The sequence below is a fragment of the Actinomycetospora soli genome (assembly GCF_021026295.1).
Classification (GTDB): Bacteria; Actinomycetota; Actinomycetes; order Mycobacteriales; family Pseudonocardiaceae; genus Actinomycetospora; species Actinomycetospora soli.
Genome location: NZ_JAJNDA010000002.1, coordinates 150945 through 164539, shown reverse-complemented (window position 1 = coordinate 164539; position 13595 = coordinate 150945). Strand labels below are relative to the sequence as shown.

At 66.1% G+C, this 13595-nt stretch carries 14 protein-coding genes; 4 read left to right on the top strand and 10 right to left on the bottom strand.

From position 1 onward, the window contains the following. Window positions 1-15: 15 nt before the first annotated feature. Genes LN037_RS03375 through LN037_RS03350 form a run of 6 tightly spaced genes read right to left on the bottom strand, consistent with a single transcriptional unit; the run spans window position 16 to window position 2855 of the window. On the bottom strand, window positions 16-270 hold the full coding sequence (locus LN037_RS03375) for a helix-turn-helix domain-containing protein (protein WP_308286096.1): 255 nt from the start codon (window positions 268-270) through the stop codon (window positions 16-18). 3 nt (window positions 271-273) lie between these two features. Beyond that, window positions 274-621 carry a hypothetical protein gene (locus LN037_RS03370; protein ID WP_230749826.1) on the bottom strand — a complete coding sequence of 116 codons (348 nt, stop codon included), beginning with the start codon at window positions 619-621 and terminating at the stop codon, window positions 274-276. Next, window positions 618-839 (bottom strand): hypothetical protein, encoded by a 222-nt coding sequence (locus tag LN037_RS03365; RefSeq protein ID WP_230749824.1) that lies wholly within the window; start codon window positions 837-839, stop codon window positions 618-620. The genes LN037_RS03370 and LN037_RS03365 overlap by 4 nt, the downstream gene beginning before the upstream one ends. After that, complete coding sequence (locus LN037_RS03360; protein WP_230749822.1) at window positions 836-2086, bottom strand: FtsK/SpoIIIE domain-containing protein; 1251 nt, start codon at window positions 2084-2086, stop codon at window positions 836-838. The genes LN037_RS03365 and LN037_RS03360 overlap by 4 nt, the downstream gene beginning before the upstream one ends. Window positions 2087-2088: 2 nt before the next feature. Further along, window positions 2089-2460 carry a WhiB family transcriptional regulator gene (locus LN037_RS03355; protein ID WP_230749820.1) on the bottom strand — a complete coding sequence of 124 codons (372 nt, stop codon included), beginning with the start codon at window positions 2458-2460 and terminating at the stop codon, window positions 2089-2091. Continuing rightward, the gene (locus LN037_RS03350; RefSeq protein WP_230749817.1) at window positions 2457-2855 is read right to left on the bottom strand and encodes a hypothetical protein; all 399 of its coding nucleotides are present in this window, start codon (window positions 2853-2855) and stop codon (window positions 2457-2459) included. Before LN037_RS03350 ends, LN037_RS03355 begins: the two co-directional genes overlap by 4 nt. A 184-nt stretch (window positions 2856-3039) precedes the next feature. Here LN037_RS03350 and LN037_RS03345 point away from each other — a divergent pair, with 184 nt between their 5' ends. Further along, window positions 3040-4158 (top strand): NsdA family TPR-like regulatory protein, encoded by a 1119-nt coding sequence (locus tag LN037_RS03345; protein ID WP_230749815.1) that lies wholly within the window; start codon window positions 3040-3042, stop codon window positions 4156-4158. Here LN037_RS03345 and LN037_RS03340 read toward each other — a convergent pair. Further along, the gene (locus tag LN037_RS03340) at window positions 4155-4721 is read right to left on the bottom strand and encodes an NUDIX hydrolase (RefSeq protein ID WP_230749813.1); all 567 of its coding nucleotides are present in this window, start codon (window positions 4719-4721) and stop codon (window positions 4155-4157) included. The genes LN037_RS03345 and LN037_RS03340 overlap by 4 nt on opposite strands. A gap of 523 nt (window positions 4722-5244) precedes the next feature. Here LN037_RS03340 and LN037_RS03335 point away from each other — a divergent pair. Next, window positions 5245-6534 (top strand): M78 family metallopeptidase domain-containing protein, encoded by a 1290-nt coding sequence (locus LN037_RS03335; protein WP_230749811.1) that lies wholly within the window; start codon window positions 5245-5247, stop codon window positions 6532-6534. Window positions 6535-6648: 114 nt separating this feature from the next. On the opposite strand, the gene LN037_RS03330 is transcribed toward LN037_RS03335, so the two are convergent. Then, window positions 6649-10137, bottom strand: a complete 3489-nt coding sequence (locus LN037_RS03330) for a type ISP restriction/modification enzyme (protein ID WP_230749809.1) — start codon at window positions 10135-10137, stop codon at window positions 6649-6651. A gap of 68 nt (window positions 10138-10205) precedes the next feature. Continuing rightward, window positions 10206-11471 carry a protein rep gene (locus tag LN037_RS03325; protein WP_230749807.1) on the bottom strand — a complete coding sequence of 422 codons (1266 nt, stop codon included), beginning with the start codon at window positions 11469-11471 and terminating at the stop codon, window positions 10206-10208. Window positions 11472-12094: 623 nt separating this feature from the next. On the opposite strand from LN037_RS03325, the gene LN037_RS03320 reads away from it, so the two are divergent. Both LN037_RS03320 and LN037_RS03315 read left to right on the top strand, forming a co-directional pair. Continuing rightward, window positions 12095-12421, top strand: a complete 327-nt coding sequence (locus LN037_RS03320; RefSeq protein ID WP_230749805.1) for a hypothetical protein — start codon at window positions 12095-12097, stop codon at window positions 12419-12421. 280 nt (window positions 12422-12701) lie between these two features. Next, window positions 12702-13190, top strand: a complete 489-nt coding sequence (locus LN037_RS03315; protein WP_230749803.1) for an SRPBCC family protein — start codon at window positions 12702-12704, stop codon at window positions 13188-13190. 2 nt (window positions 13191-13192) lie between these two features. Here the strand turns inward: LN037_RS03315 and LN037_RS03310 are convergent, their stop codons facing one another. Beyond that, entirely contained in the window at window positions 13193-13519 is a 327-nt protein-coding gene (locus LN037_RS03310; protein WP_230749801.1) for a YnfA family protein, read from the bottom strand. Window positions 13520-13595: the final 76 nt, after the last annotated feature.

Sequence of the window (13595 nt, the reverse complement as noted above, 5' to 3'; positions counted from 1 at the left end):
CGGACGCGGCACGGGTCAGCCCGCCGCCGGCCGGTCGTCGAGGTCCGCGAACCAGGTCCGCACCTCAGCGGGGTCGTAGCGCAGCCAGCGACCGACGCGGCGACCACGTGGGCCGTAGCCGGTGCGACGCCACTCGTAGACGGTCCGCACGGGCACGTCGAGGAACGCAGCGACGTCCTCCACTCCCCAGCAGCGCTCCGGGCGGGTCGGTGTACGGGGCGCGGGGACCTGGACCTGGCCGACGGGGCGGACGATCTCGTAGGCGGCCATGGCTCAGTCCTCCGGGTGCAGCCGACCGAGGTGGCCGAGCTGGTTGTGGGCTTGCGTGAGGTGGGCGGCGAGCTCGGCGGCGTGGTGCCGGGCGTCGTCGAGATGGCCGTGGGCGAGGCCGAGCGCCTGGCCGGGGTCGGCGCCGCGGTCGTCGAAGTGCTCGGCGCCGTCGGCTTGGCGAAGCGACCGGACGAGGAAATCGAGGAGCTGCGGCAACCGGTGGACGAGGTCGTCGAGGTTGCCGACGACGTCGTAGGCCTCGGTGGGCGTGATGGCGCCCCGCACGGTGGCGTGGTTCGCGGCTCGGAGCTGGTCGGCAGTGGCGGCGACGGCCGCCGCGAGCCGGGTCATCGCTCGTCTCCGGTGTTGGCGGCGCGGTCGGTGGCCTGGCCGATCTGCTCGGCGAAGGCTCCAGCGCCGGAGGTGACGGCGGGTCCGAGGGCGGGGAACGCGGCGAAGAGCAGGCAGACGGTGACGACGCCCGAGACGACGGCGGGGCCGGCCTTGTGGCTCTTGGCCAGCAGGAGGGTCACGAGGAAGGCGATGAGGACGATCGCGACGAGGTTCATGCCGCGGCCTCGTCGTCGACCAAGCGAGCGCTGAGGCCGTGCCGGGCGATCCGGTCGCAGTACTCGCCGTAGCTGCCGAGGTACGGGACGCGGATGCGCTCGCAATCGCGGCCGGGCGCGGAGAGGTAGGCGATCCCGGGAGCGGCTCCGGCGTGCTCCTGGCCGAGAGGTCGGGCCTCGTCGCCGTGCAGCATGACGAGCGAGTCGGCCGGGACCCGGAACGACAGCCGGAGCGCGAACTGCTCGCGGGCGTAGCCGCCACCGACTGCTGTTGCCTCGAAGCGCTGGGCGAGGGTGAGTACGCGGAAGGCGGCCTTGCGTCCCTCGGAAAGGAGCCGTAGCTGGGCCAGGACGATGCGCTCCACGAGGCTCTTGCCGCTCTTCGGCTTCGGGTGGCTTGCCGCCGCGCGGAGAAGCCCGGGGAACTCCTCGAGCACGACGAGCACCGTGGGAGTGGTCCGCGTGGCGCTGACCTTGTCGGAGCGCGGCGGGATCGCGTCGAGCCGACGGTCCATCTCGGCCACCAGCGCTTCGAGCATGACCGCGTGCGCCTCGAGGTCCCGGGTGCCGACGGCCTGCCACTCGCGGTGGAGGGTGTCGTCCCAGGCGCGCCCGAGAAGGAGCCCGGTGATGTCGGAGCCGGCGATGAGCACGTCGTCTGCGGCTGCGAGCTGGGCGAGCAGCGCGTAGCAGAACGCGGACTTGCCGGAGCCGTTCTGACCCTGGACCGCGATGTGGGCCGCGTCGGCGATCCCGTGGCCGAGCGAGGTGCCATCCTCACCCCGTCCGAGCAGCAGCGATTCGCGCCCGCTCGCGACGACGACGTCGGGAAGCGGAAACGGGTCGCCGAGTGGATCGGCGTCAAGCAGGACCAGGCGCAGCCATCGAGCGGAGAGTCGCTCGATGCGGAGGCCGTGGCCGCCGAGGGTGTGGGCGATGCGCTGGCCGGGTGCGCGAAAGTCCTCGGGCTCCTGGCCTGGCATGAGCTCGACGGTCAGCGAGATCGGCGGGCCGAGCACGATGTTGCCCACGCGTGGAGTCCGCACGGTCAGCCCGGCGGCGGCGCTGATGTAGTGGCAGAGGCCGGTGAACTGGCAGGCCTCGCGGAAGACGCCCCGCAGCTGGGAGGTGAACTCCTCGACCCACGCCTGGTACTCCAGCTCGGACCGACGGGCCCGCAGCCAGGCCAGGAAGCCGGACGGGCGTGCGGTGCGGTGGTGGCGTCGGGGACGGACGAGCTCGGGCATGGTTACGCCCCCTTGCCGTGCAGCCGCTCGAGGCAGCCGGCGCAGAGTTGGCCGTCCACCGCAGGCATCGGGAACAGCAGCGAGCAGCCCGGGCACATGGGAGCGACGTCGATGTCGGGGTGCGGGACTCCTGCCCGTCGATGGCGGCGGATGCTGCGGAGCTGGCCGGGGGTGTGGCCGGCCCAGATGCCGTGGCGCTGGCCGGAGTCGACGGCGTACGTCAGGCACTCGCGGCGCACGGGGCAGTGGTGGCAGACCTTCGCGGCGGCGACGAGCTGAGCCGCGGTCTCGATCGCGGTGAAGTCGTCGGAGGCGGGGAAGAACAGCTCGGGGTCGGCGTCGCGGCACGCGGCCCGGGCCTGCCAGGCGGTCACGCCGCCTCACCCTCAGCGGCACGGCGCCCCCGAGCGGGAGCGGTGGCGGGGCGAATGGACTCGGCGGAGAAGGCGACGTCGACGCCCTTGCCGCCGTTGCGGGCCTGGCGGACCTTGGCGACCAGCCCGACGAGCTCCACCGGGGCGTAGGGGGCGAGCTCGGGGGCCTCGTGGCTGATGACGCGGACGCCGTGCAGCTCGTGGCGGCCGTCGCGGCCGGTGGGGAGCATGACGTCGTAGATGCGAACAGGGGCGCCGGTGGCCTCGTCGATGAGCGGCTGTCCGGAGGAGCGGCGACCGGCGGGGGTGTCCTCCCAGCGCTCCATAGTCTGCGCGTGACCGGTGGCGACGCCCTGCATGAGTCCGGTGTCGATCGGCGCGTTGAACTCGAACATCGGGGTTCTCTCCTGACCTCGAATTCGCGGAGTCGTTCTCTGCGATGGGTCCAGGAGAAGGCCCCAGGTATGTGCAGCGGCAGCTGTCAGGAGGTGACACGGGGGTGACACGGCACCTGTCACCCCTGGTGCGAGCAGGGCGGATGCCTCACACTGAAGATCTGATGTGGGAGGGGCATCGAGCATGAACAACTTGGCCGAAGTCCGCCGACTCCTCAACTGGTCGCAGCCCCGTGCAATTCGCGAGCTACGCCGTCACGCCGAATCGCGCGGCATCCGCCTCCCCAGCGACGCGTCCCTGAAGCGCAACTTCCCGCGCTGGGAGAGCGGGCTCGTGGAGCCGGGCGAGATGTACCAGGACCTCTTCTGCGCGGCCTATCGCCGTACAGCCACAGAGCTCGGGTTCACTCGTACTCGCACCGTGGTGACGGTCCAGGCCGAGCACCTCTTGGCGGGCCTCGACCTGTCGCGAGCTGCGGGCCCTTCGACTGGCAGTGAGTACGCGGCACGTCTCAACGCCGTCCGGGCTCTCGATCGGCAGCTCGGTGCGCCAGCCGCGCTCGAGGAGCTGCGGGCGCTCTCCGCGACCGTTGAGCAGCTGCTCAAGCATGCTGTCCTACCGTCGGCTCGTCAGCCGATGGCCGCCGTGCTGGCGGATGCAGCGGCGCTTGCAGGTTGGCAGGCGCTCGACACCGGTGACCTCGATCAGGCTTGGACGCTGCACCTAACCGCGCAGCATGCGGCTCGCGAGGCCGAAGACGTCCCAGCGCTCGCGCACGCGATGGCTCAGCAGGCGTACGTGCTCCTCGACGTGGGGCGCCAGGACGACGCGCTCGAGCTGGCGCGGGTTGCGCAGGGGCAGGCGTCCGGCGTGGTGCCGCCTGTGCTCGAAGCGTGGCTCTCCGCAGTTGTCGGCGAAATGGCAGCGGCCGTGGGCGACGAGCCCAGCGCACGGCGTGCGCTCGACGTGGCGGCAGAGGCCGTCCCAGGCCACGGCGCTGACCCCGACCCGCTGCCCTACGTCGCACTCGACAGCTCACACCTGGCTCGGTGGCGCGGAAATGTTCTGGCGCGTCTCGGCGACCATGAGGCCACCGAGGACCTGATGGCAGCGCTTGACGGGATGGACGCGAGCTTCACCAGGGCGGGCGCCAGCCTGCGGTGTGACCTCGCCGCGTCGATGCTCGCTCAGCATGACCACGCAGGGGCCCGGGAGCACGCGACCGCTGGCCGGACCTTGGCCCGGCGGGCCGGCTCGGTGCGCCAACGGCGACGTCTCGACGCCCTGCCGCTCTCCGCCTAACTCTTGCCCTGTCGCTCCATGAGCAGCGTAAGCAGGCCGACCAGAGGGCCAGAGCCTGCGATCTCCCCGCGCCTGACCATCTCCGGGATGTTCGCGAGCGGCACCCACTCGATGATGGCTGCCTCCTCAGCGTCAGACGGCTCTCCGACCTTCTTGGCGCCCTCGGCGGTCCACACCTCGTGCGGTGTGTCCACCATGCCGGGCATGGGCTGAAACGAGATGAGGTGTCGCATCGGTCCCGTTGGTCGCCAGCCTGTCTCCTCTTCGAACTCGCGCGCTGCAGTGGCCGCCGGCTCTTCACCAGGCTCAGTAATGCCCCCAGGCAGCTCCCAGCCCCAGCGGTCAACAGCGAACCTGTGACGCCACATCATCAGAACCTCGTCGACGTCGTTGACCACGGCAGCAGCGACTACTCGTGCGAGCCGCACCACGTGGTGCTCGAAGCGCTGGTGGTTGGGAGGCTCCACGTCTACGAGGGTGAGCCGCACCCATGGGCTGTCGTAGACGGTTCGTTCACCCCTCACGATGGTCCGCAAGGCCTCATGCTCGTGGCCGGAGCTCATGGGGGGAAGGTAGTCGTCGTCGGCCTCCGACCTCCTTTGACAGCGACCCAGCTGGATGAGAGGAACGATGCATCTTGTGGGCTAGGACACGTCCCTGCCCGCATACTGGACTCATGAGGGCGACAAAGCGGGTGCGGTCGATGAGGCGCACGCGGCTTGCTGTGACTGAGGTCGGTGACCTGCGGGCGCTCGCGGAGCGCGTCACCTACGTCGGCAGCAGCGAGCACAAGGTCGCACCGACCTTCGCTGGTCCTCCACGGCTTAGGTCCGACGCCTCGAAATGTGACCCAACGCTAACGGACCAAGAGCAGATCACGACTTGGCTCCGGCAGGCCATCGTGGAGGGTCGGCTGGGTGCGCCTCTCGAAGGCGACTTTCCGCGTTATGTCTGGGCCCGGATCGGTAAGACTCCCTACGAAGGAAGACTCGTCAACCGCGAGCAGGGCCATTACAAGGGTTACCCATTGTCTGAGCAAGAATGGCGTAGCGTGTCGATGTCAGCAAATGAAAACTCCGGTGCACGATGAACGTTGAAGAGCCTGGCCTTCGATTTAAGTGGGAGTGGCTGCCGGGCGACTCCATGAGGAGCCCGGAGCTAGCGGCGACGTTCGCCCGGTTAGAAGTGTACGTCGAGGATGAGTGCGTCACCCTGGTGCAGGATGAAGGTTCTGGCAGTTCCCGCCGCTCAATTCAGGTCTCGCTTTATCCACTAGCAGAGTGGATCGCCTTCAGTTGGTGGAACCTTCTAGCGAACTCGCGCCCCGCACGGTCGAGAACCCGTCTCAGCGATCGGCACTCGCTTAGGTCTAGCGGCGACGGATTCCTGTGGCCGGACCTCTCTATAGTGCCGGAAGGTAGCTCTACGAGGATTTCGTGGCGACCCGACAGGAAGCACGCGCCTGGAGCAGGAATACGATACCTGACGTTCGGTGATATCTCTATTCCATCAAGGGATGTTTCGACAAGCTTAAGCTCCTTCGTCTTGGCGGTAATCGACAGACTTGTGGAGCAAGACATCAGAAGCACCGCTCTACAGGAAGAATGGGCAGCTATTGAACAAGCCGACGCCGAAGAAATCGAATTCTGTGTAGCTGCTGCCCGACTAGGACTTGATCCCTACGCTGAGGCGCCTAAGTACGAGAAGGAGATACTTGCGGCGGCCGAGGCGCTTCCTGCATCCGTTCTGCCTACTTTCTACGACGCCGTCGACCCGGATCGGCTGGATGAGACGCTTAGCTGGGTGAGTACGGCGTTCAGCGAGATCAGCGCCGCGCCAGCAGACACAGAGCAATTAAGGCTGCTGAGAGGCGTCATGGCGACGGCGAAGTTTCCGACTTACGACCACGCCTGGATGACTGGCTGGCAGCAGGCGAAGACAGCTCGGCGAGCCATGGGTTACTCGGACACTGCGAGGTTCGAGCTAGACGCATTTCTAAGCGGCATGGTGCACGACGGTCCACAGCATCGTATCCGCGCCGCGGGTCAATCTGGCGCTGATCCTCGTAGGCTGGTCATCTTCTCACGCGCCGTCACAAAGAGGTCAGAACGCTTCACACTCGCCCGCTGTCTGTGGCATCAAGCCGCAAGCGACGATGCGAGATTCATAGTCACCGACTCGTACACGGACCGGGAGAAGGTTGAGCGAGCTTTCGCTGCCGAACTGCTAGCGCCAGCAGCGGGGATTAGGCAACTCCTCTCGATCGACGCTGAATACGCGCAAGGGGAGGACATCGATCTCGTCGCCGAGACCTTTGAGGTGTCAACCACTGTGGTAGAGCATCAAATCCAGAATCAGCTCGTGGGGCTCGGTTAGCCGCCGCCATACAGAAACGCGGAAACGGGGAACCCGTAGGTGTGCCGTCTGTGACTTAAGGTCCCGAATTAAGTGGCCCACCGACGATCCGAAGCAAGAGCAATCTGACTAGTGCTAATAGTCGAGCCACACGGCGTTCTCTGCCAAAGTTTTCTGAAGAGCCGAGTCGAGTTCTGGCCCCAACAGCAAGATGTACGCGAGCCGACGGGCAATATTGGTAAAGCTACGCGCTTCATCGATCGACAAGGGCCGGCCGAGGACTCGGTAATCGCGATATGAGAGCCACTTGCGCATGACTGTGTACCCCCCTATCGAGTAGTGCCAAGCCTTCTCAGGGATACCTCTGAAGTAGAACTTCTCATTCAGGTAGACGTCTACGACCTGTGTGCCGAACAGTTCATCGATCTCCGAGCCGTCGCAGCCCAAGACGCTGATATTGGCGCGCTCGTCGGCGTGTGGTGCGCGCTCTACTATCCTGCCGGACGCTGGCATAACGACATCACCTTGAACAAGCGCCCAGCCTTCGACATATAGAGCGGAGGTGTCGATCTTCTCGCCCCCGCTGGAGGAGAGCCTCGCGACACTCGACCAGAAATCCCATGCGACAGCCCCTGGATTGGTTACCCCAGGCATTGGCTCGTCGACGTCGAGGGCGGCGCGCACCTTCCGTCCCACAGCCGCGCTAGCCCTCAAGGTTTCTGCCATAGTCGGAATCGGTATACGATGGTAGGTGAATCGCCCAGCATCAGCGTTACTCTCTAAGTAGAAGGGGCAGTAGCCGACCCCTAGTACGTGCATCCAGACCAGGTCTGGTTCCTCGTCAGGATCGATCCCCATGTTCGAGAGCCAGCGTCGCGCGCGTGCCGACAGATTTGCCTGTGAGGCGTTCGACGTATTCGCAGGGGACGCTTCGAAGCCGAAAAGTTCGTACTGTTCGTCTCCAGATTCGACCTGCTTCGCCTTCGCCACAGTGGCGGCGGGCACCTTGAGTGGAACGTAGTATGCGTCCTTATGTAGAGCGTGGTCGTCGCCGAGTCCACGCGCGTAGGCGAAGGCGGCTCCGTCATGTGCACGGGGAGTACGCCGTCGCACTAGAACGAAGTCCGTTCCGGTTGCGGACATCTCGACGAGCTGCGGTCGGGCTTCGTTCCACAGCGAGGTCTTGGTCTCTACGTAGGCCCACTGCACGTCAAAAGGACGGGAGAGATAGCGAGTCACCCTCTCCTCGTTGTAACCAGAATCTTGAAGGAGAGCTTTACGAACTCGGGCAGGGTCGAATCTAGCGGCCGGCTCCCGAACCCCGCGCAGCTCGTCGCCGAGACTCTCGAGGCTCGTCCCTGGATCAAAGTACTCCTTGATGCGACTTGTGAGCTCTTCTCGATTTTCGTCGATCAGGGCGCCTCGACGTTTCTCAAGGAGGCCTGCCATAGGTGCGACTGCAGCAAGCTCTGCGACTGTCGGCCAAGACGAGTATCTCTCGTGCAGGCTGAGCGGACGAAACGAGTATGCGCTGTCCTCGACAGTAGTGATCGTGGAGTATGTCGGCGATTCTATTGCGGCGAGCAGATCGCTCTTTTTCGAATCGCCCCAGAAGTTCCGGTATTTCACGGACCCGAAGAGAAGTGAATCGGCCGAGGTCGAGTTCGATCCTCCATCTGATGTGCGAAGGAGTGTCATGATTGCTGTGCCTGTTTGGATGCCGGGGTTGCTACCCTGCTTAAAAATACTGGGATCGCGAGCCCCAGACGGAGTGCGTTTCCCAGTCTCGCGGCTATCACCGTTGAGGTTGTCTATCCAGATGTCGTCGAATTGCGCGAGCAAGTGCTGACGCATCGCGACCATCGTAGGATCGGCCAGGTATCCATAATTTGTGATGAGCGAGACGATGCCCTGACCAGTTCCTTCGGAGATCCTGCGCTCCGCAACCCGAATGAATCGCACATAGAGATCTCCGAGGTTGTTCCTAGTTCCAAATCCCCAGTCAGACAGGCCGTGCTTGTACGGCTCTACAAGGTCGCCTTCCTCGGCTGGCACCGCTCCCGCAAACGCGTTGTAGGGCGGGTTGCCAAGGATCACGAGTATTGGGGCCTGTTGCTTAATCTGTGCGGCTGCATCGCGCTCTTCGGCCAGAGCTGGCATCAGCGTGGTCTTACCGACAGGTGCCGTCGCCCAGCCCGTTAGGGCATTTGTAAGATAAATCTTCGCGCGCTCACCTTTAGCTTTGTCCAGACGCGCACCAAGTCGTTCGAGGTAGAGGTTGACTTGCATGTGAGCGATAACGAATGGCGCAGGCAGAATTTCGAAGCCGATGATCCTGTTTAGGGCAGCGGCCTTGACGTCCTCTCCCACGAAGTCGTCCCCGCTGGCCTCGATATTGCGATGAGTAATAAGACGCAGTGCTTCCATAAGGAACGAGCCCGTGCCGGTGCAAGGATCGAGTACGACTACTCTGTCATCGCCGAGTCCCAGCGGCAGCGCGAATTCGTCCTTCAGTCTCCTGTCGATGGACTCAACCATGTATTTCACCACCTCAGGTGGCGTATACCAGACACCAAGTTCTCGCCGCAGTCGCGGATCGAACTCGGATAGGAACGGTTCGTAGAAGTATTGAACCGGCGCCCCAGTGTCAAAGTTGCTAAAGAAGAAGCCGCGGTCAACGCGATTCAGGGCCTGACCGGCCCAGTCCAGAACCTCGTCCAATTTCAAGGGCTTAAGCGTGGCAGCCTTCGCTATGTGCTCGAACAGCGACGAAATCACAGGAATGTTCGAGAACCAGGCGGCGGTCCGCCACTCGAACGCGTCCGCGTCTGACGTGTGATCCTCAGCCCACAGAACCCACGCGGAGAAGGTCCCGTAGAAAAGGGTTTGCACCAACGTGCTCCTGAAAAACCTCGACTCAGTCTCGCCTGCGAAGGTGATGCCTAGAGTCTCGTCAAAGACTTTACGCAGTGGATCGAGAACTTCTAGGTTGCTGTGTTCAATCCTACTGAGGGCCTGACGAGCATACGATGCTAAGTGGAAAGCCAAATCCTGCGGTCGACGTATAGGGGCATTGAGCGCCAAAGCGTGCCTTAATGAGTCCCAAATCTCCTGTACGTCCAGAGCTGCGGCTCCGTGCTTGCTCTGTAGGAGCTGGTCAAACTCTTTAGCAGTCTCCGCGAGACTCGCTACCTCGTCGACCTTTGCCTTGCCGTCAGGGCCTCGGGTGACAATGACAAATTGTCGGAAGTTGGTCACAATCACCTTGCCGAACCTCGCGAGATACCGGCGCACTTGTGCTGATCGCGCAACCTTGGCGGCATCTTCCTCGATAGCTTTCGCCTCCAGGACGCCATGGGTGGCAGGTTGCTCGCTGAACGCGATCTTTGCGCCACCACTACGGACGAGCTGCGTGGAGTCGAATAGGCCGCCATCAGGCAGGCCGGCCGAGGTACCCTTCGGGTGCATCACGACCGTTACTTTGGGAACGGTGGCCGAGCCGGCGGCGCTCAGAAGCCGCTGGAGGGGGCCGTACAGGGAGGTCTCGGGGACCCCCACCGCCCTCGCCTTTCGAATCTCAGCGAGGTACTCCTCCAGCGCGGAACGCGGGTCAGCGACGGTCACAGGTTGATAATGCCAAGTAGCGAGAAGCTCATCACGTCGACACCCGCTCCGTCGGCTCGACCGGTCTCTCAGGTGCGCCGGATGGAACCTCCTGGACGGACTGACGTACTCGCCCTGAGGCACTGGGTCGGGACGCGGAGGACGCCGACCAACCAGACTTTGGCCGCGTCAAGCCCTCGAACCTCGGCCAGACCCAGGAGGAAACTTGACCTCCCCGTAGCTTCAAGCCTGCTCCAGGCTTCAGCAGGTATCGCGATACGGGTGTCGGCCTCCTGCTCCTGCGCAGCGACGTCCTCGTCGGTCTCCTCGTGCCCGAGATCGGCGAGAGCGCGTAGGTCCCGCTGACCAGTCGACCAGGTCAATTGCCGTCGGCCATCCGATGCCGACTCCCACTCCCACCATCGAGCCATCGCTATCTCCGTGTAGGTCTCCACAGCGTCGGCAAGAAGCTGCATTGGAGTCCGTCCGCCCCGGGCTCGGCCCTCCTTCCGATGCCCGCCAGTGACCTCATGCGCCATCTTGGTGAAGTAGTCGGCCAGGTCGCCGTCGCCGAGCTGGGCGCGGCGCAGGTCCCACCCGTGCTCCTGCGACGCCGAGAACCCCTTGCGCGCCAGGGCGCGGGACCAGCGGCCGAACAGCCGGGGTCCGAGGGCGGCGCGGGCGAGGTCAGCGGAGACCTGCTCGCGGAAGCAGAGCAGGACGTGTAGGTGGACGTGCCAGCCGTTGTCGCCGTCGGTGACCTCGACCGCGCGGGCCCAGCCGAGCAGGCCGCCGAAGCATTCGGAGTCTTCCTGCCAGGATGACCCGGAGGTGACGCGCTGCCAGGCGTAGGACAGGACGTCCCAGCAGCCCTCCCGCGCTCTGATCGAGTCCAGCTCGATGGCGTCCGCCTCGGCCTGGTGCTCGTCGACGTCCCAGCCGTTGGCCTCGGCCACGTGGACGTCGGCGAGGCGTTCTTCGAGCCGGGTTCGGCGGGCACGGTCGTCGCGGGACAGGCCGAGGCGGTCGCCGCGGTCGTGGTGCATCGTCAGGGTCAGCAGGAACGCCGAGCCGCCCAGGTCGTCGACGGTACGCATCACGGTGGCAAGGTCGTCAGCGCGACGGGTCGCGATCTTCGCCGCGCACACCGGGCAGCACCACACCGATCCGCAGGTCTTGAGCCCGCCGTACGCCGCCGAGCGGGTGCCGTCTTTGTTCTCGATTACTCCGAGGGTCACAGCGCCGTCGGGGCTTATGGTGTGCCCGCAGTACCGGACCCGCTTGAGCCGCGAGATGTGGCGAAGCTGGGCCCGGCGCTTCCAGCGGTTCGCCCGCCGCTTCTGAGCGCCAGCCACCTGCTCGGCCGACCTTGGCTGAGCGTGCTCACGACGGCGACGCTTCCTGAGCCGGGTGGCCGATCGAAGAGTTGTTGCCCCTTTACCGAGAGCGGGCCGGGTCATCGGGCACCGCCAGCCGTGAGCGGGGCCGGGGCTGGCGCGCCGGAGGTGCCCGGCCCCTGCGGGCCGGGCACGCTTCCCCTCCTGTCTTCGACCCGGGGCGCGCGCCCAGCCCGGGGGCCCGGCACCCAGGCGACGGCAGCACCAGGTGCCACCACGACGGCGAGCACCAGGACGACGAGCCCAGCTCGAGGCGTGCGGACAGCACTCGTCCGGCCGTGACGCGGCGAGGGGCGGCTCAGGGCCGCGCGGCCAAGAACCCCGAGGAACCGGCTGCGCCGGGCTGCCGTGTCGGCGGCGGCCGAGTTTGACCGGCCGTCCCTCACCAGCAAGGGCCGCAAACCATCTTGACCGGCGACCGGCGAGGACCAGCTCTGCGGCGTCGAGGGCCGCTCAAGATCGTTCGCTTCCTCCCTTGCTGGCGAGCCTCCAACGGCCGAACGGGCCGCAGGCGCGGTGGAGCCGAGGACGGCCCCACCCACAGCGCCCGCCGCCGACACGGCACACCACCGGAGGCCCCCATGACCAACCTCGCCACGCTCCTCGACACCTGGCAGCAGTGGAACGCCCACCACGTGATGACCCAGGTCCACGGGCACGAGGCAGAAGGGGAGCCGGCCGTCAGCGCCTTGGACGCGCTCCGCGACAGCCACGAGCTCGTCGAGCTGCTCACCGGCTGGCAATGGCAGACCGTCCACGCCGCGCGGCGCGACGGAACGAGTTGGAAACAGATCGCCGCCACGTTGGGCATGACCGTCGAGCAGGCCCGGGCCGAGTACGCCGCCGTGCTCGACCGCCAGGAGCAGGTCCTCGGACGCGACGTCACCGCCTACCGTGAGGTGCTCTGACCGGCGGCCGGGCGACCAAGATCGCGCCATGACGTACCCATGAGAAACGGCCCGGCAGCTGCCGTCACGAGTACGGAGCCGCCGGGCCGCGCCGGGGGTGTTGCTGCAGGTCAGCTGTGCCGGGTCGTCACTAGCCGGTGAGGCCCGCCAACGGGGGACGACAATCCGCTGGTTGTGGGTTCGAGTCCCACGGGGCCCACCGGAGACTGGTCCTGCACCGGGTGCCCCCACTAACCTCCCTCGCTCCCGACGCAATCCGGAGCAAACGGAGAAATCGCCCATGAAATACACGGTCTCGACGGAGATCGCCGTGCCCCGGGAGACCGTGGTCGGGCTGCTCGCCGACCCCGCGCACCTGCCGAAGTGGCTGCGGGGGCTCGTGCTGCACGAGCCCGTGCACGGGGAGCACGGGCAGGTCGGCACCGAGTCCCGGGTCGTGCTGCGGACGGGACAGCAGGAGATGGAGGCCCGCGAAACCGTCACGCGCCTCGAGCCGGCCGACCTGAGCGACCTCCCGCCCGACACCGTCGTCCACTACGAGCGCGAGATCGTCGCCGACGGCATGTGGAACGGGGCGCGCGAGCGGCTGACCGAGGTCCGGCCGGGGACGACGCTCTGGGAGAGCGAGAACGAGTACCGGTTCGACGGCCTGCCGATGCGGCTGATGGCGCCGCTCATGCGCGGGATGTTCCGCAAGCAGTCCCGGCAGCACATGGCGGACTTCAAAGCCTTCGCCGAGCACGGCACGGACGTCCGCGAGGCCGGCTGACCTCAGCGCGGCGCGTACATGATGATCGCGACGCCGACGAGGCAGACGAACGCCCCGAGCAGGTCGAACCGGTCGGGGCGGTAGCCGTCGAGCACCATGCCCCACACCAGCGAGCCGGCCACGAACACGCCGCCGTACGCGGCGAGGATGCGGCCGAACTGCGCGTCGGGCTGGAACGCGGCGACGAAGCCGTACAGGCCCAGCGCGAGCACGCCCAGGCCCGCCCACCACCAGGCGCGGCCCTCCCGCACGGCCTGCCAGACCAGCCACGCCCCGCCGATCTCGAGGAGCGCCGCGAGGACGAACAGGGCGACCGAGCGCAGCGTCATGCGTCGGGGACCCGGGACTCGGACACGGCCACGACGGTAGACACCCTTCCCGCACGTCCGATCACGCGGCAGAGTC